Origin of the sequence: Lacrimispora sp. 210928-DFI.3.58 (assembly GCF_020554865.1) — a bacterium.
Lineage (GTDB): Bacteria > Bacillota > Clostridia > Lachnospirales > Lachnospiraceae > Enterocloster.
This window is the reverse complement of sequence record NZ_JAJCIC010000005.1, coordinates 1-25,292: the sequence shown is the minus strand read 5'-3', so window position 1 is coordinate 25,292 and position 25,292 is coordinate 1. Positions and strand designations below refer to the sequence as shown.

The 25,292-nt window shown below is 49.7% G+C and carries 21 protein-coding genes; 5 read left to right on the top strand and 16 right to left on the bottom strand.

Annotation, left to right across the window (positions count from 1 at the left end; all coding sequences use genetic code 11):
* Nucleotides 1–16: 16 nt before the first annotated feature.
* The 9 genes from LIZ87_RS04685 to LIZ87_RS04640 form a co-directional block, all read right to left on the bottom strand.
* Nucleotides 17–1,009, bottom strand: a complete 993-nt coding sequence (locus LIZ87_RS04685; protein ID WP_227145561.1) for a DUF5688 family protein — start codon at nt 1,007–1,009, stop codon at nt 17–19.
* Between the two features lie 71 nt (nt 1,010–1,080).
* A complete protein-coding gene (locus LIZ87_RS04680) occupies nt 1,081–2,754 on the bottom strand; it encodes an antirestriction protein ArdA (RefSeq protein ID WP_227145559.1) in 1,674 nt (557 codons plus the stop codon).
* Entirely contained in the window at nt 2,741–3,304 is a 564-nt protein-coding gene (locus LIZ87_RS04675; RefSeq protein ID WP_227145557.1) for a hypothetical protein, read from the bottom strand. The genes LIZ87_RS04680 and LIZ87_RS04675 overlap by 14 nt, the downstream gene beginning before the upstream one ends.
* Entirely contained in the window at nt 3,273–3,929 is a 657-nt protein-coding gene (locus tag LIZ87_RS04670) for a hypothetical protein (protein WP_227145555.1), read from the bottom strand. Before LIZ87_RS04670 ends, LIZ87_RS04675 begins: the two co-directional genes overlap by 32 nt.
* 999 nt (nt 3,930–4,928) lie before the next feature.
* Nucleotides 4,929–6,176, bottom strand: coding sequence for a type II secretion system F family protein (locus LIZ87_RS04660; protein WP_178313812.1), 1,248 nt, complete (start codon nt 6,174–6,176; stop codon nt 4,929–4,931).
* Nucleotides 6,176–7,006: a type II secretion system F family protein gene (locus tag LIZ87_RS04655; protein WP_227145553.1), complete on the bottom strand. Its 831-nt coding sequence runs from the start codon at nt 7,004–7,006 to the stop codon at nt 6,176–6,178. The genes LIZ87_RS04660 and LIZ87_RS04655 overlap by 1 nt, the downstream gene beginning before the upstream one ends.
* A complete protein-coding gene (locus LIZ87_RS04650; RefSeq protein ID WP_227145731.1) occupies nt 6,903–8,042 on the bottom strand; it encodes a CpaF family protein in 1,140 nt (379 codons plus the stop codon). The genes LIZ87_RS04655 and LIZ87_RS04650 overlap by 104 nt, the downstream gene beginning before the upstream one ends.
* Before the next feature lie 113 nt (nt 8,043–8,155).
* Nucleotides 8,156–9,169, bottom strand: coding sequence for a hypothetical protein (locus LIZ87_RS04645; RefSeq protein WP_227145551.1), 1,014 nt, complete (start codon nt 9,167–9,169; stop codon nt 8,156–8,158).
* Nucleotides 9,170–9,258: 89 nt separating this feature from the next.
* Nucleotides 9,259–9,786 (bottom strand): prepilin peptidase, encoded by a 528-nt coding sequence (locus LIZ87_RS04640; RefSeq protein ID WP_178313816.1) that lies wholly within the window; start codon nt 9,784–9,786, stop codon nt 9,259–9,261.
* A gap of 296 nt (nt 9,787–10,082) precedes the next feature.
* Between LIZ87_RS04640 and LIZ87_RS04635 the strand changes: the two genes are divergently transcribed.
* The 5 genes from LIZ87_RS04635 to LIZ87_RS04615 all read left to right on the top strand — a co-directional run bounded on the left by LIZ87_RS04635 (nt 10,083) and on the right by LIZ87_RS04615 (nt 15,201).
* On the top strand, nt 10,083–10,436 hold the full coding sequence (locus LIZ87_RS04635) for an ArsR/SmtB family transcription factor (RefSeq protein ID WP_178313818.1): 354 nt from the start codon (nt 10,083–10,085) through the stop codon (nt 10,434–10,436).
* 264 nt (nt 10,437–10,700) lie between these two features.
* Nucleotides 10,701–10,925 carry a YaaL family protein gene (locus LIZ87_RS22840; RefSeq protein ID WP_178313848.1) on the top strand — a complete coding sequence of 75 codons (225 nt, stop codon included), beginning with the start codon at nt 10,701–10,703 and terminating at the stop codon, nt 10,923–10,925.
* A gap of 60 nt (nt 10,926–10,985) precedes the next feature.
* Nucleotides 10,986–12,329: an alpha-amylase family glycosyl hydrolase gene (locus LIZ87_RS04625; protein ID WP_178313820.1), complete on the top strand. Its 1,344-nt coding sequence runs from the start codon at nt 10,986–10,988 to the stop codon at nt 12,327–12,329.
* 1 nt (nt 12,330) lies between these two features.
* Entirely contained in the window at nt 12,331–14,310 is a 1,980-nt protein-coding gene (gene glgB, locus LIZ87_RS04620) for a 1,4-alpha-glucan branching protein GlgB (protein WP_227145549.1), read from the top strand.
* A gap of 141 nt (nt 14,311–14,451) precedes the next feature.
* Nucleotides 14,452–15,201, top strand: coding sequence for an aminoglycoside phosphotransferase family protein (locus tag LIZ87_RS04615; RefSeq protein WP_178313824.1), 750 nt, complete (start codon nt 14,452–14,454; stop codon nt 15,199–15,201).
* Between the two features lie 268 nt (nt 15,202–15,469).
* Here the strand turns inward: LIZ87_RS04615 and LIZ87_RS04610 are convergent, their stop codons facing one another.
* The 7 genes from LIZ87_RS04610 to LIZ87_RS04580 all read right to left on the bottom strand — a co-directional run bounded on the left by LIZ87_RS04610 (nt 15,470) and on the right by LIZ87_RS04580 (nt 25,135).
* Complete coding sequence (locus tag LIZ87_RS04610; RefSeq protein ID WP_227145547.1) at nt 15,470–17,917, bottom strand: sensor histidine kinase; 2,448 nt, start codon at nt 17,915–17,917, stop codon at nt 15,470–15,472.
* 8 nt (nt 17,918–17,925) lie between these two features.
* The gene (locus LIZ87_RS04605) at nt 17,926–18,621 is read right to left on the bottom strand and encodes a response regulator transcription factor (RefSeq protein ID WP_227145545.1); all 696 of its coding nucleotides are present in this window, start codon (nt 18,619–18,621) and stop codon (nt 17,926–17,928) included.
* Nucleotides 18,622–18,659: 38 nt separating this feature from the next.
* Nucleotides 18,660–20,222 (bottom strand): C40 family peptidase, encoded by a 1,563-nt coding sequence (locus LIZ87_RS04600; RefSeq protein ID WP_227145730.1) that lies wholly within the window; start codon nt 20,220–20,222, stop codon nt 18,660–18,662.
* A 205-nt stretch (nt 20,223–20,427) separates the two neighbouring features.
* Nucleotides 20,428–21,099, bottom strand: coding sequence for a MerR family transcriptional regulator (locus LIZ87_RS04595; protein WP_178313832.1), 672 nt, complete (start codon nt 21,097–21,099; stop codon nt 20,428–20,430).
* A gap of 87 nt (nt 21,100–21,186) precedes the next feature.
* On the bottom strand, nt 21,187–22,539 hold the full coding sequence (dnaB, locus tag LIZ87_RS04590) for a replicative DNA helicase (protein ID WP_178313834.1): 1,353 nt from the start codon (nt 22,537–22,539) through the stop codon (nt 21,187–21,189).
* 6 nt (nt 22,540–22,545) lie between these two features.
* Nucleotides 22,546–22,992 carry a 50S ribosomal protein L9 gene (gene rplI / locus LIZ87_RS04585; RefSeq protein WP_178313836.1) on the bottom strand — a complete coding sequence of 149 codons (447 nt, stop codon included), beginning with the start codon at nt 22,990–22,992 and terminating at the stop codon, nt 22,546–22,548.
* 94 nt (nt 22,993–23,086) lie between these two features.
* Nucleotides 23,087–25,135: a DHH family phosphoesterase gene (locus LIZ87_RS04580; protein ID WP_178313838.1), complete on the bottom strand. Its 2,049-nt coding sequence runs from the start codon at nt 25,133–25,135 to the stop codon at nt 23,087–23,089.
* Nucleotides 25,136–25,292 lie beyond the last annotated feature (157 nt).

Sequence of the window (25,292 nt, the reverse complement as noted above, 5' to 3'; positions counted from 1 at the left end):
AACATATAACTGAGTCCTACGAAAATACCGGTGACATCCCAGGTTCAAAGTCCAGCTTCTCTGCCTGTTCTACTGCCTTTTCCAGTCTTTGGGCTTCCCTATCAAATCGGTAAACAAAATTCCCCAGCCTTTCCTGTGGATCTACGGCTTCCGCATTTACTGCCTCTACCATCGCATTCAGTTCTCTTACGCTCATATTCTCTGTTTCTTTTAGAATAATCGTTTCATGAATCGATGACGGAATCACGATTAAATCTGATCCCAGCTTTTCTGCAATAAGAGACATTACCTCTTCATCACACATATAAACCGCCCCATTGACCCGATTTGAATTCGTCAGAACATACATCATTGCATTAGGATCCACATCCTCTAAATGTTCCAAACCACCAGCCTTTATATCTCCCGATTCATCAAAATACATTTTTGCCAACATATCCTGTAATTCCAAAAAACAGGGAGGATTGCTCTGCTTCATGTTTTCCCAGGCATCCCGTTTTAATTGCTCCTCGCTGACTCCCAGACACTTCAGCCTGTCATAATTGATAATGGCACCCCCGCTATTTTCTCCGTCAACCAACACACAAAAACCATAAACCAGTGCCAAATTCTCTCGTATTTCATGAGGACAGTTTTCCAGAAAATTAGCATTTTCCTGTGCATTACGGACATAGACGGTCAGCCCCTTCTTTATGGTTTCATAATCCCATTCTCTACTGGAAATGCCATCTATACTTATTTTAGTTTCCTGACACTTCTGATAATCCTGAGCGATTTTCTGCCACACATCTTCAAGCTTGTTTCCGTTCTCAAGTTCCTGATAATATGGTTCCAGATATAAAAGTGGAACGGATGTGTACCTTTTGCCACCTGACAGATATACTCCTTGTAATCTGATGTTGTTATTTTTTAACACCTCCCTGATTTTCACTTTCCTTTCCTGAAAAGAGTCCGGGAAAAATCGTTTTAAATTCTTTTCTGTCAATTTCAAAAACTCTTCATAGGTCATTTTCTACTCTCCTTCGCACTCATTCTTATTAATTTCCACCACTCGATCACAACACAATTCCAGCTCTTCCCTTACTGCATTTTCATTCCCTGCTCTGTGTTCTGCTGTGCCTGTATTAGAAAATCTTCATTGCGGGTAATCATTCCATAGGCTGTCTGAACACTTTCCAACAGCCCAAGCTGACGTTCCCCATATCCTTGAAAGTCAAATGTAGCAAATGCTGGATCATCAATATTAATCTCCAATTCACGAAACAGATACCTTGTATACGCAGCCATGGAATACATCTGTGGATCATAGGAATAACAATCCAGATTTTCCGCAATGTGAAGAGCCTGTTCCAGGCTATCGCATTGCTCTAGCTCCAAAGCTGCCTCGAATTTGCAAAGCGTTCTATCATCAGTAAATTCCTGAATCCGTCTTGCCAGTTCATTCAGCGTCTCAATGTCATCTGTCTGCTTAACGGATAATCCTTGCACTGTGCTGATGCTCTCCGCAATGATACAGTCATCAAAAGTTCTCTCATTTAATCTGTTCAGCACCCACTGAAATCCCAAATCTGTAGTTGGAAGCTCCAGCCAGGTTCCCTGTTCTTCCGGATATTGAGATCCGACCAGACGAAGAGAAAAAATCCCTCCAGCCACTCCGTCAATATCGGGAAGGTGAATTCCATCATAAATATCTTGATAGGAAAGAGCATTCTCAAATACATAACCTTTTGAGGTAAATATGCCCACTTCTTCCTTGCGCTGATCCATCCCCACTCTTTGCGGATCCAGTAATTTTCTTACATCCACTTCAAAAATATGGATCCAGTCCAATCTATCTTCTTCTAAGCAGAATTCTCCCAACATCCTGTCATTTATAATACCAGGGCGGAATTCAAAGCACTTCAGGTTATAACAAAGATTGAGTAAATCTTTTATCCCAACTGGAGCATCCGTATTTTTTTCCTGACGCATCTGAATGGCTGCTTCATAAGTTTCCAGCTGAATGGAATCCATATGAGCAACCAGACAGGCTAATACATTGACTTCTTCCAAAGTAACAGCTTTTGCCTTTTCCAATACACTTGTAAGAAAAGATGGCCATTCCCCCAGAAGTTCAATCTGGTAAGGCTCATTTTCATGAATAAAAGCTCTCATCTTTGCATCCTTCAAAAAAGCGGGTTCTGCTGGAAGCCTCAGCTTCGCCCCTTGATAACTCCGCTCTAGGAAATATGCTTCTGAATAAATGGCAACATCCAGGGCTGGTTTTAATGTATGCGCCGTCCCTTTCAAAACCTCTTCCGGACATACAAAGTAATCCAGTCCCTCATTTCCAAGAAAAACCGTAAGTTCTCCATCTGGTACCAGGATCCTTGTCTCTTGCATTTCTCTGATAAAGCCTCCAGCAGCAATCATCTCCCATGTTTCTGCTAAACTCTGAACCTCCTCATGTGTCAGTTTATCCTGTGAGTCTGCCTGCAGTACACTCCATAATCTTCCCCCATAAGCTTCCAGATCCAGTGACAGACTAACCGGCTTATGCAGCCTTATTTCATTATTAAAGTATGTCATCAATTTCTGATTTCTTTTTCCCAATAATCCTACATCTTCCATATGGTCGCGTATAAAAGACGAATAGTTTTCCATCTCATAAGCGGTCAGATGAGTACCTTCCTCTGTACTATTCAGAGGATATATCTCTCCTTCTATGGGACTGAACAATCGAAGGGTATAAAATTCTCCATCATAATGCTCCAAAAACAATCCCTCCTTTCTGAACGACTGGTTCCTGCTCTTCTCCTTTCAAACCTTCTTCTGTGGTCAGAAAGAATTCATCTCCACTGTTCCAAAAGCTGACATACAGTTCTCCCTCTGGAATTTTGATTCCCCGCTGTTCAAAGCCTTCTCCCCACCCATCACTTTCCTGACCTTCCCAGTACTCCTTTACTGCTTCAATCTCCCTTTCAGAAAGCTGGTTAAGACTTTCTACTTCCAGAACTCCCCATAGTTCCCCCCGCCAGACTTCCACGGTAGGCTTCATACTGTAAATTTTCTCTTCTAACTTTGGATCATCCAGATAGACCGCCAGCCCCCTATCTCCTTCTTCCTCAAGATTTTCCTCTGCAATCCGTTTCAGGATCTCCGTCTCATAGCTGCACAACTCAGCTGGAAATACCTCCTCGCCGTATTCCTCCAAGTTTCCCCAGTCATCTTTTGCATACATGGTAGCTATCAGAGGACTGAAAAACCGAAGTACAGAACGCTCCGTTGTTTTTTCACTGATGCTGTCCGATTTTACTCCTGTCAATACTTCTTTCCTCCTCTCGTAAAACTCTGCTTCCATGCCTGCGAATCATACAGGCCGTCATAATCCATTCAAATGCTCGGTCGCTCACCAGCTCTGGATCTGTAAGTTCTGATAAACGAATATGACTGCTTCCCTGATACAGATCCCTTGCCATATGAAACAAAACGTAGCCATCCAAATCAACACCATGGATATGGATTTTGGAAAAATGAATCCCCTCCTGGTCAATTGCCGCTAAAGCTCTGCTACACAAAAATCGATCTGCGGAAAGAAGATAGACCGCAGAACAGGTCGCTGCTTCTTCAATGGCTCTGTTACACTTCTCTCCCATAGCCAAAAACCGTTCTCTATGACCATTTTGAAAAAAGCACGGATTTCTTCTCCCTGTCAGACGGCACACGCGGCTTACAAAGGTGCTGACAGCCACTTCCTCTGCCAACACCTCCAGAAGCTCATAAAACGGGACACAATCGGTAACACGGCGTTCACACGGGCTTCTCTGATTTTCCAGACAACCAGAAAGGTGACTGATAACCATTCCGCTCCTTCTTGGACGAAATCCTGGTATATGCTGCATTTCCTTTTCCAGTCCAGCATAACGTGTATCACTCATAAATCGAATCATTGTCTCCTACCTCCTCAATATCTCAATTTCTTCTACCCTAATGTCATTCCTCCATATCCTTGTTCTTTTGATTCTGATAATGTTTCAACCGCCTCCTCCCTTGTACGAAACATTCTCCACGGTGAAACTCGATGATAAAGTCCAGTATGACTTCGTACTCCAAAATACCTCCCGTCATAACTCTCTACCGTATATTCGCAGGTACTTTTTTTGTTTTGTTTGTGATCATCACACAGGTATCTCCCTTATTCCATCCATAAGGAAAGCCCGAATCTTCTTTTAGCTTTTTTTCATCCATTTTCTTCAATTACCACACTCCCCTTTTCTTTGAACTTTTTAACGCCAAAAAGCCAACCATGTTCTAGTAAATAAAACATGATTGGCTCACCTGCTTCTAAATATATAAATACCAGTTATCCCCTTAAATCTTTTTCTCCTTATGATTTATCCACAAGGTTGTCCAGACTTACCTTTTAAGATCACACCTAAAGCGACAATACGAGTACAGATTCCAGATGTTGGCTAATATTGGATAATCTTTTCGATACTTGAACTTTGTTCTATACCTTATATTTTGTCTGGTGCACCAGCAATGAATATCCTTCATCATCATCGAATCTCCCATACCTATACGCTCGCCTAATATATTAATCTTATACTCATCCATCTCTGTTTTCGCAAATAAATAGAACCATACATTATAATATCTGATTCTATACACCTTGCAATCATCACTGTACTTCATACACACTCCTGTTTATACTGTTTCTCTATTTCCACTATTTCCACTGTATCTACATAATATATAGCGTGAATTAGGGGGTAAATATTCCCACCAGTATCAATACCAGCTCTATGACACCTACCCCCTGCTCATCTCTCATAAGCTCTTCTGCTCTTTTTCTCATATCCATCCTCATTCCTCCTCTTCTTTCATGCTTCAATCCGTGCGCAGCAATGGATGAAAATCTTTTCCCCAGCCTGCTAAGCGTACAGCGTCTAACGGAATTCCATAAGCGCCGGAACCGCGATCATGACCATTACCACTGCCAAAAGCATAAACAGCGGCGCCAGCAGCCTGGTACCCGCCTCCTCTCCCAGCCTGCGGGCCTGGTGCTTGCGCAGTTCAAAGGCGTCTGTCATTTCCAGCTTCAGAGCCTCTCTCAGGTTCTTAGAGCCGTTTTTCCGGCTTTGCTCCAGCAGGCCGCTTAATTTCATATATTGCTGGAGGCCGCACCGCCTTCCAAATTCCGAAAATGCACGTCCTTCCGGGACGCCCGTCCTCATCTGGCAGCTGGCAGCGTACATTTCCTCGTACGCATACCGCTTGGGACGTTTTCCCGCCTCTGCCCTTCTGTGATAATCCTCTGAGACCCTGTCCCAGGCTGTCCGTATACTCATCCCTGCTCCCAGAAAGATCACAAGCTTTGAGACCACCTCCGAATAGTCTAACAGCATCTGGCGCATTCTGGCCTCCTTCTTCCTGCGCCCGTCCTCCTTTTCCTTTATACTCACAGCCAGGGCGGCAAACACGCCCAGAAGGGCCAAGCTCCAAAAGGGGGAGCCCTCACTGCTGCGGTAGGATATGTCCCGGCCTTCAAATGCAGACGGGAGCTGAAACTGCGCTTCTGTTCTCTGCCGGCTTTCCTCCTCTTTCATATAGGCTAAAAATGCCTCTCTCTGCCGCTCCTCCTCTGTTAAAAGCGGCGGCAGAAGCCGCACCGGGATCTCAAATTCCTCCGGCCAGTTTCCCTCCGAGAGCCTCAGACTTAAAAACACCTCTGCCCCGGACTCCTCCAGTCCTTCCGAATGAACCGTCCCAAAGGAGTCGATCAGCTCCGGCTCCTCTGACCTCCATTTCAGTCCTACTCCATACTGCTCCAACGAGGTAACAAGCTCCAGATCACTTCTCACCTCGTTCAATGAGGGATTTTCCTTCAAAATATACTGCGGCAGCTCCTCCAATATCCTCTCATATACCTGATGGGCCTCCTCCCTGGTATAAGAACGCTCCTCAAGGGTAAGCTTGAGAGGGATCTCCTCCTCCAAAATCCCCTCTGCCACCAGCTCATAGGATATCTGGCCCTGTCCATAGGAATTGCGCTCCAGCACATTTCCATTTTCCCCAAGGCTTCCCTTGACATAAGTCCAATGGGCCCCTATTCCCAACACCAGCCCTGCGGCCAGGCAGGCTGCCTGCTTTCTGTACCTTCTGCCACCGGTTTTCCCTGTTTGCATTTCCATCATCACACCTCAATATCCAAAATATGGCCCGCCAGCAGCACTGCCGCCACATACATTCCCAGACATACTGTCATGATGGCCCGCCCGGCCAAAGACCCATACATCATCCGAAAGAAGCCCGGAGATGTCACATCGATATACAGCACGATCCCAAAGGGAATGCTGTTCATGATCTTCTGCTCCAGCATCCTGGAGGCTGTCATGGTGTGGATCTCCTCCTGGACCTGTATCTTGTCCCGGATGATCCCTGCCGTGTGGCTGATAATATCCACCAGCTCCCCTCCGCTCCGCTTGGCAGCTGCAAATACCTGGGCAAAGTTGTCTGCGTCTGCGATACCGCTGCGCTCTCCAAAATCAGCCAGGAGAAGCTCTGCCGGGCGGTTCATCCTCACTCCTGCCGCCAGCAGGCGGAACTCCTCCGTGATCATGGCCTTTTCGCCATACAGGATACCCAGCTCCTCCACACTTCCTGCAAGGCTGTTTTCCAGGGAATACCCGGCGCTCAAGAAAGAGGAAAGGACTAAAATGCCCTCCTTAAACTGTATGGTAAGTCTTCTCAGCCGCTCCTTTTTCAGCTCCTTCTTTTTATAAAGGGGATAGCAGAGCCCCAGAGGGAGCATCACTGCAAATGCGATCCAGCTTCGGTAAAAGGTATAGGCCGCCAGTCCGCTGACAGCTGCTCCCTGTGCCCCATACAGCGCCCACTCCCTGACAGAAAGGCGGTAGATCTCATACCGTTCTAAGCTTTTCCCTGCTTTTAAGCTCCCCTGTCTTTTTGAGGCAGCCTTCCTCCCTGTCATATTCATAGAGCGTTTCCAGCTCCACCGTCCCATCGCGTACTCCTCCTATCTCCACAATAGACAGCACTCTTCTGCTGCCGTCCTTCAGCCTTCCCAGGTGCACCATCACATCCAGCGCCGATGCGATCTGCCTGCGTATGGCATCTAAGGGAAGGCTTGCCGCCATCAGCACCATGGTCTCCAGCCTGCTGATCATATCCGCCGGGCTGTTCCCATGGCCTGTGGACAGGGAGCCCGGATGTCCTGTATTCATGGCCTGGAGCATATCGAGAGTCTCCTTCCCCCTGACCTCTCCCACGATGATCCGGTCCGGGTTCATGCGGAGAGATGCCCGTATCAGCTGGCTTATGGTGATCTCTCCCTCTCCCTCCGTGTTCGCATTCCTGGTCTCTAACCGCACCAGGTTTGGCACCTGGGTGATCTGAAGCTCCGCGGAATCCTCGATTGTGATCACCCGCTCCTCCTGGGGGATAAAGGAGGACAGGGCATTTAAAAATGTGGTCTTCCCGGAGTTGGTCCCGCCGCTTATAAACAGGTTGTACCTGGCCTCCACCAGCTGTTCCAGAAACAGGGCTGCCTCCTCTGTCAGCGCGTTTCCCTGTATCAGCCTTTCCATGGTAATAGGAACCGGGAACTTACGGATCGTCATTACCGGGCCGTCAAGGGCCACGGGCGGAAGCACGATATGTACTCGTGAGCCATCCTCCAGCCTGGCATCTGCGATGGGAGTTGACACGTTCACCACCCGGTTCACCCGCCCTACAATCTGCTGGATAATGTCCTCCAGCTGCTCTGGCTTTTCAAAGCCCCTGTCCCACAGCTCTGCCGTGCCATCCCTTTCTATAAATATTTTCCCGGCCCCATTTACCATGATCTCTGTCACATGCTCATCATCCAAAAGCTCCTGCAGGATATCCAGCCTGCGGAAGCTGTCATAGAGACTGTTCCTCAGCCACAGACGTTCCTTTAAGGGAAGGTAGATCTGCTGCCCCTTCTGCCCGATAGCCCGGTCAATGGCCGCAAACAGTTCCTCGTCCTCCATATGGCGCCTGTCCTGTATCTCCTCCATGACCTCGCTGCGAAGCTGGGCCCGAATCCCTGCTCCTGCAGCCCTGATCCCCACTGCCCCGATTCCGGCTGTCCCCGTTTCTGCTGCCCCCATTCCTGGCTTTTCCTCTCCGGTCATCTGCCTTCCATACCTCCCCCATCGCTTCCCAAAAGGCGCCTCACATAATCTCCCAGCTCTCCCCAGAGAAGCTGCTCCATATATCCCTCTCTCCTGTGATAAACCTTAGGAGCAGGGAGCTTCAGCTTCTGGATCTTCTCCCGTATGCGTCCTCCGTCGGCAATGGACAAATATTCCTCAAATTCCTCGATCTTTGCCATGGAAATACAGTCCTCCCTGACAGGCATATAGATCACGTCACAGGCATCCAGAAGCGCCGGGGCTCCCCGCCCGGTCTGCCCCAGATCTACTACCAGCCTGTCATATCCGCTCTCCCTGGCGATCTTCCCGATAAGCAGTGCCAGATCCTCTGCCAGTACCTCATTCAGATCCTCCCCATACCGCACCGGAGGAATATAATCAAGGCTTCCCCAGGTATAAACCATGGACTTTAATTTCATCCAATGAAACGTCCCCTGCCGGTACAGATAGAGCACATCGGACAGATCTGTCTGGTATTCGCCGCAGACCAGCCTGGAAAAACCGGAATAGGCTTCCAGATTCAGGTAAAGCACAGACATATTTTTCGACAGAACCTGCCCGATGGTCAGCGCCAGGGAGGATTTCATACAGCGGTTCACCGGAGAATAGACCCCATGCACCAGCGCCTTCCGGCCAACAAGTGCAAGGGCAGGCTCTGCCTGCAAACAGCCATAGTTTGCCATCACCTCCCGCATAATACAATCCCCGGACTGATATTTATAGATCGAAGCCCTTTCCGCCCCTGCCTCCTTAAGCTCTCCTTCACACAGAACCATCACATTGTTCGCCTTAAGCTCGGCCGCCTTTTGGACGGCCTTTTCCCCCACCAGAAGGATCTCCACCGGATGCTCCTTCATATACTGCTCCAGCTTCTCAAGGCTTGAAAATGCCATGGCAGTAAAGGGCAGCTTCTCCCTCTGATTTACATAATCCGCCAATTTCTCCGCGTAAACAGGATCCTCATCAAAAACCGCCATCATTTTTACCATATATTCCTGTATGCCTCCCTTCTCTCACATTGTTCCTGCCCTGCCCTCGCAGCAGCTTTTCCGCATTCAGAAACGCTCCTTCCCATCTTTTATCCCATGCTCCTGCCCCAAATTCCCACAACAAACGCTCCTGCGCAAAAACACGTTCCCAGCGGGATTACACAGCTTCGCCCATCCCGGCCGGCCTCATAATATAATGTAATTTCCTTTTCCTGGATCAAACGCCTGATATAGGCAGCTAAATACAGAAATCTTTGACATATGCTGCCATGATGCAGCATTTTCCAGAGAGCCAGAACAGCTCCCAGAACAAATCCAATACCAACAGCCAAGGCCCCTTTTTTCAGGCCCATCCACGCGGCAAGAAAAGCCATCATCTTCACATCTCCGCCGCCAGCCATTCCCGCTGCAAAAAACGGAAATGCCCCGGCCGTCACAACGGCTGCCCTAAGTAAAAATCCCGCTGCCGCAGCCCAGGCCTCCAGCTCCCCAGCCTCTCCTGCAGCCAAAAGCCTGTCCAAAAAGCCTCCCGCCATCCCCAAAAAGAGGATCCTGTTAGGGATCCGGTACTCCCTTGCATCTACCGCTGCAGCCGCTCCCAGGGCAGCCCAAGCCACACATCGAAACAGATTTTGGATACAATTCCCCCTTTCAAAGCCAGCTATGCACTTTTGCTGTTATTCTTTCCTGTCATTGTCTGCCGGAATCCTTTGCCTGAAGCAGGCCTTTGCATTATCCTTGAATCATAGAATGAAAAATAGAAATTTCTGAATGCTCCTTCATTATGAAGGATTTTTCCCGGAAAGTCAAGACTATTTTCGGCAAAAATTGTAACTAGGAGGGTTGACCTCATACACCAATAATGGTAAAATATAAAAGGTTTAAAAATTTAAACCAAAGGAGGGATCGGCACATGACAACAGCACAGGAATTGCAGAAACAGTTTCACATCTGTATGCCCTTATTCATTGCTCTGGGCGATGAGATGCGCCTGTCCATTATTGAGGTTCTGACAGAGGAAGCCATGAAGGGGACACCCTCTTCTGACTCTATTAATTTTGAACGCCATGGTCTGAATGTCAATGAGATCACGCGGCGTACAAGCCTATCCCGGCCAGCGATCTCTCATCATCTGAAGATCCTAAAGGATGCCGGGCTGGTGGGAGTGCGCCAGGAGGGCACGGCCAATTATTACTATCTGACCCTGCGGGAAACAAACCGCACCCTAATGGAGCTGGGATACCGGCTGGAGGAGTTTTTGTATTAGTGCTCCGGCCGCCGGACAATGCATAAAATGACATTTTCCAGATATACTATTTTTATCAATATTTGGGAGATGAACATGATGCTACAATTTTTAAAAGCAGTCCGGGAGACAGCGGCCTCTGCTTCCGGCTTTGCTGCCAGCCTTGCGGCCGGACCCCAGGCAATTGAGCCGGAAACAGAAAGCACTGCAGGCCATGAGCAGAAAAAGGCCGGACGTGCAGCAGCGCTGGCCGATAACGGCGCCAGCGCCATCCAGGCCAGACCTATAAGCAAAAGCCTCCGCCGCGCCGCCAAGCGCGCCAACATACAGCCGGAGCTCCTTCTGCTGCGCGCAGAGATCGAGCGTACACGCTGGGCCATTGACACTGCCCGGAACCACTTCGAACAGGTGGTGGATCCCACCCTGATCGACTGCTATATTTATGAGCTGAATGCAGCCCAGCTGCGATATCAGTTCCTTTTAAGAAAGTTCAAAAGCCAGGAGACCTAAATGCCACCTTGCCGGTCTCCCGGCACACAAAACTATACAAGATTGCGAGGATGACACATCATGAGTACCTGGTATGAAAAGGGAGTATTTTATCACATGTATCCCCTGGGGATGACGGGAGCCCCTAAACACAATGACACTGAAACCGTAGTCAACCGCTTTGAGAGCCTGAACCTATGGATTCCCCACATCCGTTCCCTGGGCTGCAATGCCATCTACATAGGGCCATTGTTTGAATCCACCAGCCATGGCTACGATACAAGGGATTATAAGCTGGTTGACAGGCGTCTGGGCGACAATGACTCCTTTAAAACATTCGTCTCCCTCTGCCACGAAAGCGGCATCAAGGTCGTGGTGGACGGCGTGTTCAACCACACTGGCCGTGAATTTTTTGCTTTTCAGGATATACGTGAAAAGAGATGGGATTCTCCCTACAAGGACTGGTACAAGGGTGTAAATTTTGACTGGCAGAGTCCCTGCGGTGATCCCTTTGGATACGAGGTCTGGCAGGGACATTTTGAGCTGCCCTGCCTGAACCTGTACAATCCGGCAGTAAAGCAGTACCTTTTTGACGTTATCCGCTTCTGGGTACAGGAATTTGACATTGACGGCATCCGTCTTGACTGTGCCAATGTGCTGGAATTTGGTTTCATGAAGGAGCTGCGCAGGGAGACTGCTTCCATGAAGGAGGATTTCTGGCTCATGGGAGAGGTGATCCACGGAGATTACAGCCGCTGGGTAAATCCGGAAATGCTCCACTCCGTCACCAACTATGAACTCCACAAGAGCATTTACTCCGGCTTTAATGACCATAACTTCTTTGAGATCGCCCACAATGTACGCCGTTTAGAGGCCATAGGACGGCAGCTCTACACCTTTGTGGACAATCATGATGAGGACAGGATCGCAAGCAAATTAAAGAAGAAGGAGCATCTCTTCCCTGTCTACCTCTGCCTCATGACTCTGCCCGGCATTCCTTCTATTTATTATGGGGGTGAATGGGGTGTGGAGGGAAGGCGCACCCGCACAAGCGATGATGATCTCCGTCCTGCCATTTCCATCGCGGAAAAGGATAAGCTCCACTGTGAGCTCACGGACTGGATCTCCCGCCTGGGACGCATCCATGAGGAAGAGGAAGCACTTCATACAGGCCGCTACCAGGAGCTGCTCCTTACCAACCGACAGTATGCATATGCCCGGCACGGCAAGAACAGCGTGATCATAGCTGCTGTCAACAATGATGACAAGGAAGCAGAGCTTTGGATCCCTGTACCTGTACAGGCCAGGGAAGCTGTTTTGCTTTTAGAAGAATCGAAAGAGTCTCTTCCTATTATAGATGGAAAGATCCACATTAAAATAAAGGGCAACTGGGGAGCTGTCCTTATGATCAAGGGGGAAAACTGATATGCCAGCAAAAAAACAACCGACAGGGACAAGCGGGAAGCGCACACGCAGCACATCAACAGCCAGCAAAACATCACCGGTCAAAAAGGCTCATAAAGCTACGGGCTTTATCACGGACCTGGACTGCTATCTTTTTGGAGCAGGCACTCATTACGATATCTACCAGAAGCTGGGCGCCCATCCCAAAACCTACAGAGGAAAAGACGGCATCTACTTTGCAGTCTGGGCGCCTCACGCAAAGGCCGTCCATCTGGTAGGCGATTTCAACGGATGGAATCCGGAAGCAAACGAAATGTTAAAGATCTCTGAATCCGGCATCTGGGAATACTTTAATCCCGGCATGAAAACCGGAGAGCTTTACAAATTTGCCATCACCACAGAATCCGGCAAGATCCTTTACAAGGCAGACCCCTTTGCCTTCAGCGCAGAATACCGCCCAGGCACAGCCTCCATCACAGCCGATATCGAAGGCTTCAAATGGACAGATGCAGGCTGGATCGAGAAACGCTCCCAGGCTGATGTGCAAAAGCAGCCCATGAGCATTTACGAAGTCCATCTGGGCTCCTGGCGCAAAAAGGACCGCCCGGAAAAGGATGGCTACTATACATACGCAGAGGCTGCCCATGAGCTGGCTGCCTATGTCAAGGAAATGGGCTACACCCATGTGGAGCTTCTCGGAATCGCAGAGCATCCCTTTGACGGCTCCTGGGGCTACCAGGTAACCGGCTATTTTGCTCCCACCTCCCGCTACGGCGCACCAAAGGATTTCATGTACTTTGTGAACTACCTCCACCGCCATGGGATCGGTATCATCCTTGACTGGGTTCCTGCTCATTTCCCAAAGGATGCCCATGGACTGGCTGATTTTGACGGACAGCCTGTATTTGAGTATGCAGATCCCAGAAAAGGCGAGCATCCTGACTGGGGAACAAAAGTATTCGACTATGGCAAGAATGAGGTAAAGGATTTCCTGATCAGCAATGCCCTCTACTGGGTGGAAAAGTACCACGTGGACGGCCTTCGTGTGGATGCCGTGGCTTCCATGCTCTACCTGGATTACGGGCGCAAGGACGGTCAGTGGGTTGCAAACAAATACGGCGGCAACCAGAATCTGGAGGCCATCGAATTTTTTAAGCATCTAAACAGTGTGGTTCAGGGACGCAATCACGGCGCTCTTGTCATTGCCGAAGAATCCACGGCCTGGCCAAAGGTGACAGGAAAGCCGGAGGACGATGGGCTTGGCTTTACCTTTAAGTGGAATATGGGCTGGATGCACGACTTTTTGGAGTACATGAAGCTGGATCCCTATTTCCGCAAATACAACCACAACCGCATGACCTTCGGTCTCACCTACTTTACCAGTGAAAATTATATCCTGGTTCTGTCCCATGATGAGGTGGTCCATTTAAAATGCTCCATGATCAACAAAATGCCGGGACTGGGAGAGGACAAGTTCTCCAACCTAAAGGCCGGCTACACCTTCATGATGGGCCATCCGGGAAAGAAGCTGCTCTTTATGGGACAGGATTTCGGCCAGTGGCATGAATGGGATGAGAAGGTTTCTCTGGACTGGTACCTGGCTGATGAGGACAGCCACAAGGGGCTTCAGAATTATGTGAAGGATCTGCTCCACCTTTACAAAAAATATCCCGCGCTTTACCGGCAGGACAATGACTGGAACGGATTCCAGTGGATCAATGCCAATGACGGCGACCGCAGCATCTTCAGCTTCATCCGCCGTGATGAGACAGGTAAGAAGAATCTGCTCTTTGTCATCAACTTCACGCCTGTGGAGCGGGCGGATTACCGTGTGGGTGTTCCGAAGAAGGGCAAGTATACTCTGATCCTGGATGAAAAGCACGGGGCATACAAGACAGGCGAGATGAAGAGCTACACAGTGGAAAAATCAGAGTGCGACGGACAGCCATTCTCCCTGGCTTACCCTCTTCCTGCATACGGAACTGCAGTTTTCCGTTTTTAATGTCAAAAGAAAGGCCAAAAGAACGTTAAAAATTTATCAATTTAGGTATGTACTTTTATCTCAGGTTGTAGTAGAATAAAATCAATGCGGCAGATAGTCTGCTGCAGCACCGTCTATAATGTGTGGAAGGAGAGTATAATTATGGCAAAAGAACTCATTTTCAGCAGTGCGAAGAAAACCATCTATCGTGATGGCGACACTGTCATCAAGGAATTCTGTGATGGATTCCCAAAAGCCGAAGTCCTCAACGAGGCACTCTGTAATGCCCGTGTAGAGAACATTGAAGCTCTTAACATTCCTAAGATCCTGGGGGTAACTCTGGTGGACGGCAAATGGTCCATTATTAAGGAATATGTGGATGGCAAAACCTTAGAACAGCTCATGGATGAAAATCCTGAGAAGATTGGTGAGTATATGGAGCAGATGGTGGATCTCCACCTTCATATCCATGCTCAGGCCTGCCCGCTCCTTAACAAATTAAAGGAAAAGACCATGCGCTCCATCAAGTCCGTAGAGGAATTGGATGCAAGTCAAAGATATGAGCTTCTGACCAGGCTGGACGGCATGCCCAAACACACCAAGCTCTGCCATGGCGATTTCAACCCGTCCAACATCATTGTTGGCAATGACGGCAAGCTTTACGTCATTGACTGGGTACACGCTTCCCAGGGTAATGCGAGCGCCGATGTGGCAAGAACCTACCTTCTGCTCAGCTTAAAGGACAAGAAAAAGGCCGAGATGTACATGGATATTTTCTGTGAGAAGACTGGCACAGAGAAGCGCTATGTACAGGGCTGGCTCCCAATCGTAGCCGCTGCCCAGTTAGCCTACAAGCGTCCGGAAGAGAAGGAATTGCTGGAGAGCTGGATCAACGTATTTGAGTACCAATAAGATCTGCTTACACATTATTTACTATGAAAGTGTTGCCAAGCGGCTGTGCGGACTGTGTGCTTGCGCGCAAGGACGTACAGACATTTGGCAGCCAAGCCGGTATGAGGAAGCAGGCCCACAGGCCGGATTCCGAATACCGGAGGCAGCTGCGGGAGCACGAAGTGCAAAGCAGCTGACTTTCATAACCGGTGATGTCGCCGTCAGGCGATATGTCCATGGAAAAGCCCCCGGAACATACTGTCCCGGGGGTATTTTCAAGATTTGTCCTCTAAACGCTCTGCGCTCTCTCCTGCTTTTCCGCCTCCGCTGTGAGAGCCGCTTCCTCCTCAGCTTCCGGCGCAGGGCTTTCAGCCTCTTTTCCATCCTCTTCTGTCTTCCCGGCATCAGCGCTGTTTGTCAGGGCATTTCTGTCCTCCCGGCGCTCACATCGTCTGATAGGGAACATGACAGTTGCCTTAAACAGGTCGCCGTCGATCTCAAGATGGAAGGTGCCGCCCTGTATCTGGGTAAGGCTCTGGGCAATAGAAAGTCCCAGGCCGCTTCCCTCTGTAGTTCTTGCCACATCTCCCCTGACAAAACGCTCTGTCAGCTCATCTGCACTGATATTCAAAGGATTCTCGGACACATTCTTCATGGTAAAAACAGCCTGGCCGTCCTTCTCTTCCACATCCACATAGATCCTGCTGTGCTCCATGGCATATTTAAATGCATTTGTATAGAGATTCTCCAGCACGCGCCACAGCCGCCTTCCATCTGCACGGATGATCAGTGCTGCCTCCGGCAGGCTGGATACCAGCTCCAGATGACGCATGGCAAAGCGCTCCTCAAACTCGCCGTTGGTCTGCTGCACCAGCTCCACCAGGTTGATATCAAACATCTCAAGCTTTACGTTTCCTGAGCTTGCCTTTGAGGCCTCCACCAGATCCTCTGTCAGTGTCTTTAGGCGCTGAGACTTCTGATCCAAGACCTCCAGGTATCCGGCGATCTTCGGATCGCTTATCTTCTCCCTCTTTAACAGATCCACGTAATTGATAATGGATGTGAGAGGCGTCTTGATATCATGGGAAACATTGGTGATCAGGTCCGCCTTCAGGCGCTCACTTTTCACCTGCTCCTTAAGCGCTGTTCCGAGGCCGCTGCTGATATTGTTGATATGCTCTCCCATGCTCCGTTCCTTGCCTGAGAGGCGCTCCAGATTCACGGTATACTCCGTATTCCCCTGGGAAATATTGGAAACTGCTTCATCCAGAAGATCACGCTGTATGGATTTTTTGAACAGATAGTGGAACATCAAGCCATCGATCCCCACAGCCAGGGCGAAAAAGGAATAGAACATGATGCGGTAGCTCAGCGCATCTTTGCTGAACACAAACACAAACAGGAGCCCCCACATCATCGCAGCATTTCCACATAAGAACGCCAGATAGCAAAAGCACATCCCTGCCGCATAGGTAATATGTCCCAGATAATCCTTAAACGACTCCTTAACCCGTTTTGCAAGGCTGTTCTCCCATATGGCCCTGGCCTTGTACCGGCGGAGCATGCCAAAGAGGAACAGCACCATGCTTCCATAAAGTATGGTGGCTTTTACAACCTTTTTCCAGTAATCCATCTGGCTTTCCGTGGCAAAAAGGCCAATGAGCTGCATCGCCAGATGTCTCCCCAAATACAGGATGGCAGCTGTTCCCATTGCCCACAGAAGTATGTAAGACTCTGTGTGGAGCTCATCGACAGGATAGAGTTGGATCTCCTCTCTATTCTCATCTACGTGGCCCGACAGGATCGACAGCAGCACCAGGGTTACAATACACCCGATGATACCTGCCGCAACGCCCTGCATCCCCAGGATAAACCCGCTTCTGGCATCGCTGTATTCTTTGGCCTCTATGGCATAGGCATCCTGATAGGGATATGTGGTGTCAATGGAAATGATCATATAATTCTGGTCATTATCATAGGGATTCCACCACTCCAGCAAAGGGGCCATGTTGACCGGGACCGCAGCAAGATTGGTTTCCATTTTGATGGTATTGCCCGGAATATATACGTATTTTCCTGTTGTCTTAAACTCCTCCAGGCTCATATCCGGCGCGTTGGTGTATACGGTCTCTTCCCCGCTGTCGCTGCAGTAGACGATGCGGAACCGCATGTTGGCCGGTTTTTCAATATAGTTGTAGTAAATGAAGGAATACTCTCCCAGATGCTCCAATATGTCCAGAGACAGCTCCTCCATTGTCATCCTGTTTTCCAGAAAGCCGTCATTGGGCAGGCGGGGATTGTACATCTGATAATCAATAACGACCTCCCTCTCATCCTCCTCCATGGAGGTGGGAATGCCCTGAAGGACAAAATTCTCATCCAGATAATATCCTCTTGTCTTCGCGTAGCGCACCATCCAGTCCAGGGTATAGTCCTCCTGGCGGCCGGGGCCGTCTGTGATACCCACGATCTTCTTGTGCATATCCAGCTTCCCGTCTGTCTCAAACATATCCCTGTATCCCACATAGGAAAAAATATACTCAATATCCTTTCCCAGCTGGATGCTGAAGGCATCCGAATCCTCATAGGAATCATCGAAGATCCACTTGATCCCTTTTCCGTAATTGGCATTAAAATACATGACGCTGATGCCTGCCACCACCATAATGAGAAATAGGATATGGATGACTGTCAATGTCGTTTTCTTCCTGTAGATTTTTATCCTGGATCTCTCCATAACATCACCTACTGTTTTTCAATCTTGTATCCCACGCCCCAAACAACCTTCAGGTATTTGGGCTCCCTGGGATTGATCTCGATCTTCTCACGTATGTGACGAATGTGGACAGCCACCGTATTGTCTGCACCGATGGCCTCCTCATTCCATATCTGCTCATAGATCTCATCAATGGAGAATACCTTTCCCGCATTCTTCACAAGAAGAAGGAGGATATTGTACTCAATGGGAGTCAGCTTAATGGGATCACCGTCCACTGTCACTTCCTTATTGTCATCATTGATCTGAAGCCCGCCGCATTTATAAACCTGTCCCTCCATCTGCTGGTTCATATTGCCCAGCTGGGTATAGCGGCGGAGCTGGGACTTCACTCTTGCCACCAGCTCTAAGGGATTAAAGGGCTTTGTGATATAGTCATCTGCCCCTATGTTAAGGCCCAGGATCTTATCCGCGTCCTCTGACTTTGCTGAAAGGATAATGATCGGGATACTGCTGTTTTCCCTTACCTTAAGGGTCGTGCGGATCCCGTCAAGCCCTGGCATCATCACATCTACGATCAGCAGATCGACCTCATTTTTTTCCAGATTTTCCAAAGCCTCAAAGCCGTCGTAGGCCTTGATTACCTTGTACCCTTCGCCTGTAAGATAAATATCGATCGCTTCTACGATCTGCCTGTCATCATCACATACAAGTATTGTCTGCATAGGAACCTCCTTCTCTCATACCTTCTCATTTGTATTGCTTAGAATATCCTCCATGCACAGATAAAGTTGTTTGCCCACCACTGGCTTAAGCTTCTGTGCACTACCTTGCCATTACTGGAGGAAGCATCGATCACCATACCGCCGCCGGCAGCAATTCCCACATGTCCTCTTACCACTACGATATCCCCGGCTCTGATATCGCCAAAATTAGAAATTTTTGTATATCTTCCTGCATTGCGCCAGCCGGAGGAGGTCATATAGCTCTGGCTCACGCCAGCCTGGTTCAGACACCAGTATACAAAACCGGAGCAGTCAAAGGAGTTTGGTCCCTTTGAACCCCACACATAGGGGCTTCCGATCTTGGAGGAGGCAATAGATATGAGGGTGGAAGCACCTCCGCTGGCCGGTATATTGACAGAAGGAGAGGTGGTCTGGCCGCCTCCCGCAGCTCCTCCCGTACTTCCGCCGCCGGTTGTGCCCGGATTCCTTCCGGCAGTCCCGCCTCCGGTGCTTCCTCCTGCGTTTCCTCCTGTCCCCGCTGCCGGGCGCTTTACATTGTCGCCGGTCAGCTTTGCCATGGTCTGCACGCCTACCAGTCCGTCTGCCGTAAGGCCGTTGCGGTTCTGGAAATTCTTTACTGCATTCTCTGTTACCTCTCCGTAGTATCCTGTCACGTTGGCAGAAGAAAGGTATCCGTATTTGCTTAACAGCTGCTGTATCCTGGTAACAGAATCTCCCCGCTCACCTAACATGAGGCCGTTGGGACGTGCCTCTGAACTGTTTAGCACCATGCGGGTGGATGGGCCCAGATAGCCGTCCACCACCTGGTCGTTGCGGGCCTGGAACTGTTTTACTGCCACCACGGTGTCCTGTCCGTAAGCGCCGTCAGGGGTGGTAGTCAGATAGCCCAGCTCTTTCAAGCGCTCCTGACATGCCAGGACCACATCGCTCTTCTCTCCGTATGAGAGGAAATTGGGCTTGATCTCATCACTGTAAAGCAGGTTAAATGTCTGCTGTCCCACCTTGCCGTCCCGGCTTAAGCCATTGACCTCCTGCAGCTTCAGCACAGCTGCCTCGGTGGAGTCTCCAAAGTTGCCTGTCACCAGATCTGCCGTGGCCAGATAGCCCAGCTCGTAGAGACGCTGCTGTATCCTCTGGATATCATCGCCCTGTGTCCCCTTTGAAACAGCATAATATTTGGCGTCAGTAGACATGATCGCGTCCCAGGTGGTATCTCCTACGATTCCATCCATGGGCAGTTCGTTCTGTCTCTGAAAATGCTTCACTGCCTGCTGGGTCACTTCCCCATAATATTCCGTGGGCTCATCGTTGTCCATAAAGCCCAGCTCCATCAGTCTTTCCTGGAGCTTTTTTACGATCTCATGGCGGACACCGATGCGCAGGTACTGGGGAGCAGGCTCCGCATCCGGCAGGTCCACATCATTTAACCCCGGCAGTATCTGCCCGTCTAACCCCAGCTGGGCAATCGTTTCCGGCACAGCCTGGATCACCACCGGCTCAGAGGATACCTCCTCCTGCATTACAGGCTCCGCCTCTTTGCTGCTGCCGCAGCCCCCCAGCATCACAGCCACTGCCGTCATCTGAAAGGCCAGACGGCACACGGCATGTATGTTATATCTCTTCTTTCTGTCCATTGAAGTATGTACCTTTCCTTACTTCTTCTTTCCGTATCTTTCAGCTCTTACTTCAACATATTAACACATTTTAAGTTTGATTGCGATATGATTTTAAGGTCTTAAGAAAATTGAAAGGCCGGAGGAATTATTTTCCTTCCGGCCTGTCCTTTTACTTCTTTCCATCCCGCAGCTTTTTTCCGCTGCGTCCAAATTTTCTGCGCTTAAAAAAGGGAACCTTTGCAGCGGCAGCCTCAGCCTGTCCGCCCTTCTGATAGGACCGGATGGTCTCATCCAGCTGCCTGAAACGCTCCTCCTCCTTCTGATCGGAAGCCTGGAGGAGAAATTCCAGCTCCTTTGCCATCTTTTCGTTCACAAGACTGCTGATATCCTGGCTCAGCTTTTCATTGTTGACCTCCAGAGCTCTTCCAATGATCAGATTCATGATCTGCTGGAACTGGGCCATCTTATCCTCCATGGAAAGGACTGTCACCTCATCGCTCTTGACCGCAGCCAGGCTGCCTCCACGTTCTTCCTCCTTAAACTCCTTTAAGGCCGCATCCATATCCCGCTCCAGGATCTCATCTGACAGCTCCCCCTGGGCCTTGCCGTCCTTTTCTAAGACCTGCTCTAAGGCATGCTTGATCGCCTTCAGCTGATACCCCTTTTCCTTCAGGTTCTTCACCTGCTTAAACAGACGGATATGCAGATCCGTATAATACCGGTGTCCCATTTCATTGCGGGGAATATCAAGCTCCAGCTCCTCTTCCCAGTACCTTAATACATGGGCCTCCACATCCACCTTTTTGGATGCATCCGATATCAGATAATGTACTTCATCCATAGCCATTCTCTCCTTCACATCTAAAACAGGCATGTCCTGCCTTACTATTAATGTATGCGTTGAGAATGGCTATTATGACATTTATTTTTACTGGCCGCCTCCCTGAGGCCTTGCCGCATTCACAAACTTTGTGTACTCCGGCTTCCATATCAGGTTCACTGTGCCGATAGGGCCATTACGCTGCTTCGCAATGATGACCTCAGCCTCATTGGGATGCTCCGTATCCTTATTATAGTAATCATCACGGTAGAGGAACATGACAACGTCCGCATCCTGCTCAATGGCTCCCGACTCACGCAGGTCAGAAAGCATAGGCCTGTGGTCTGTTCTCGTCTCGCAGGCTCTGGAGAGCTGGGACAGTGCGATCACCGGAGCGTGAAGCTCCCTTGCCAGCGCCTTTAAGGAGCGCGAAATGTCGGAGATCTCCTGCTGGCGGTTATCGTTTCCGCCCTTGCGGCTGCCGCTCATGAGCTGCAGGTAGTCGATGATCACCACACTTAAGCCGTATTCCAGCTTCATCTTCCTGCACTTGGAGCGGAGCTCTGATACGGAAATGCCTGGGGTGTCATCGATGATGAGCTTAGAATTTCCAATGACCCCCACTCCCTCTACCACTGCATCCCAGTCCGAATCAGTCAGAGTACCCGTGCGCAGCTTCTGGGAATCCACATTGGACTCCATGGAAAGCATACGGTTAACCAGCTGCTCCTTTGACATCTCAAGACTGAATATCATACAGGGCAGGCCCTTGCGCACTGCCACATGATCCACTACATTCAGCACAAAGGCCGTCTTGCCCATGGAAGGACGGGCGGCGATCAGGATAAAGTCAGAGGGCTGGAAGCCGGAAAGCTTATAATCCAGGTCAATAAACCCGGAGGGGATCCCTGTGACCGTTCCCTGGTTCTTGTAGGCCTCCTCGATCTTTTCCAGCACATTGATGGCAACCTGCTTGATGGGCACAAATTCCTGGCCCCCGCGGTTCTGGAGCAGGTTAAAAATGGACTTTTCTGTATCTGCCAGAATATTGTCCAAAGGCTCCTTGCCTGCATAGCAGGTGTTGGCAATGTCCTCCGTTGTCCTTATGAGCCTGCGCAGCACAGCCTTCTCGCTGACAATATTGGCGTAGGATCTCACATTTGCCGATGTGGGGACTATGGTGACAATATCCCGGACAAAATCCAGGCTGCTGACCTCCGGCGGCACATCCTTTTCCTTTAAGCGGTCCTGGAGTGTCACAAGATCCACAGGCTTCCCCTCATTAAAGAGCTCCACCATGGCATCAAACATGATCCCGTACTGCTGCTGGTAAAAATCACTGCCTGTAATGATCTCCGATGCGGCGATCACCGCCTCCCGGTCCATCAGCATGGAGCCGATCACAGACTGCTCTGCTTCCAGACTGTGGGGAAGCACACGTTTTATCAGAGCTTCTTCCATAATTTCTTACGCCTCGACTACCTTTACTGCCAGCTTCGCAGTCACATCCTTGTGAAGCTTCACAGGAACCTCGAAGCTGCCGATGGATTTGATCGGGTCATTCAGTACAATCTTCTTCTTATCTACCTCCAGGCCCAGCTGGTCGCTTATGGCCTTGCCGATCTCTTTGGAGGATACGGAACCGAAGGCCCTTCCGCCCTCTCCGGCCTTGATGGAAACGGTAACAGAGGACTTCTCCAGCTTCTCTCCCAGGGCCTTTGCCGCTGCCAGCTGCTCTGCTGCGATCTTCGCATCATTTGCCTTCTGAAGCTTTAAGTCATTTAAGTTCTTTGCTGTAGCCTCTACGCCCAGCTTCTTCGGAAGAATGAAGTTCCTGGCATAGCCGTCGTTTACCTTCACGATCTGTCCCTTTTTTCCTAATGCTTTTACATCTTCTAATAATACGATTTCCATTTTGATCTCTTCCTTTCTGTCTCTATCTTAACTGTTCAGTACCCCCACAGTTACCTCTGCCTTAACTTATCACCCAAAACGCGGTCTGAACTTCTTAAGAAACCTGGCCTTCCTCCACCATCTGGCGGATAACCTCTTTCAGCCGTTCTTTGGCCTCCTCTATGGAGACCTTCTGCATCTGGGCGCCTGCGATGGTCCGGTGGCCTCCGCCTCCCAGCTTTTCCATCATAACCTGCACATTGACCTCGTCAATGGAGCGGGCGCTGAAATAAATCGTGCCATTATAATCTGTCAGAACCACGGAAGCCTTAATGCCCCGGATCTCCAGCAGCTCATTGGCTGCCTGGGCTCCAATGATGGTGGGGCTGTCAAGTCCCTCAGCCGGACACACGCTGATGGCAAAGGCATCCATATAAACCTCTGCAGCCCGGACGGCCTCGGCCTTTGCCTGATAATCCCGCATGTTCTCCCTGAACAGCTTGCGGACCCTGGTAATGTCTGCTCCGTTCCTCCTCAGGAAAGCTGCGGCCTCAAAGGTGCGGACTCCTGTCTGGTTGGTAAAGTTCTGCGTATCGATCACAATGCCGGCATACATGGCATCTGCCTCTGCCGGCCTTACGCGGATGCCGTCAGCAATATACTGCAGCACCTCCGCCACCATCTCGCAGGCAGAGGACGCATAGGGCTCCACATAGGAAAGCACTGCATTATCAATGATCTCACTGCTGGTCCTGTGGTGATCCAGCACAACGATGGTCTTCACCATACGAAGGAGGGAAGGTTCATCTGTGATACTGGGCCTGTTCACATCCACCACCACCAGCATGGTACCGGGATCCACAAGCTCCTGGGCCTGGGGCCCTTTTAGGAACATATCCTCAGGGTACTCCCCATTTCCGATAAAACGGTCCATCATGGGGCGCACAGAGGAGGTTACCTCATTTACAACAATGTTGGCTTTCTTGTTCATGGACATGGCAATGCGGTAAATACCGATCGCTGCTCCAAAGGAGTCAATATCCGCCAGTCTGTGTCCCATGATCAGAAGGCGGTCCTTGTTCTCCATCAGCTCGCGGAGGGCGTGGGCTTTCACACGGGCCTTCACGCGGGTGGTCTTTTCCATCTGCTGGGCCTTGCCGCCGTAATACTGTATCTTGTCAGCATCCTTTACAACTGCCTGATCACCGCCGCGCCCCAGGGCCATGTCAATGGAGGTTCTGGCATAGTCGTAATTCTGGCTGTAGCTGTCCCCGTTCATACCAATTCCGATACTTAAGGTGACTGCCATGTCATTGCCGATGTTGACTGTCTTTACATCTTCAAGAATAGAGAAGCGCTCCTCCTGGATCCTTGCCATATACTGCTGCTTGATCACAAAGAAATATTTGTCCTTCTCCATCTTCTTCACAATACCGTTCATGCCGGAAATATATTTGCTGATCTTACGGTCTATGAGAGCCGTGAGCAAAGAGCGGCGGACCTCCTCCACGCTCTCTAAGGCCTCATCATAATTGTCCAGATAAATAAGGCCTGCCACCAGCTTCTGGTCATGGATCTGCTGCATATACTTTAAGGTCTGGGTCTCGTCTATCAGATACACGGCTGTGACTGAAGCGCCTTTGCCCTCCACGCCAAACTCCACTGCCGCCGATCCCATATGGTCCAGCATGATCTCTTTCAGATCTACTCTGAACTTCCTCTCACCATAGGTAGTGTGAACGCTCATCATCTCCCCGCCTGTGGCAAGAAGCTCCTTTGTCACCTCCGGGAAAATGGCTGTGATATTTTTCGCAGCGCTCTTATCCACTGCCAGAACCTCCCGGAATTCCCGGTTCATCCATAGCAGACGGCCGCTGCTGTCTGTCACTGCATAGGGGATCAGCATTTCCTCCATCAGGATCTGGCTGCTCTGTCCGTAGGCAGAGGAAAATGAGATCAGCCCCGCCAATATCCCCCTTTTTCTGGAAAAGTAGAGCCACAACGCGATCCCTATATAGATCAGGGTGAAAACCGATACAATGATCCCCGCCTTTAAGGATACCGCCGCTACCAAAGCCGTCAGCAGGATCATAAAGACCGACATCATAAGCGGCCACTGCAGGTAAGTCCTGAAGGTTCCCCGCACCCTTCCTTTATCTCTCATGGTTTGCCTCCAATCATATCCGAAACTGGAATACGCCTATCTTAATAAGTATAGCATATTCGGACTTATTCGTCCAGAACAAAGAAAACCCTTGAGTTTCCGTTCTGTAGGATTACAATACATGTGTTACAACTGAATAATTAAAAAGCAGAGATGC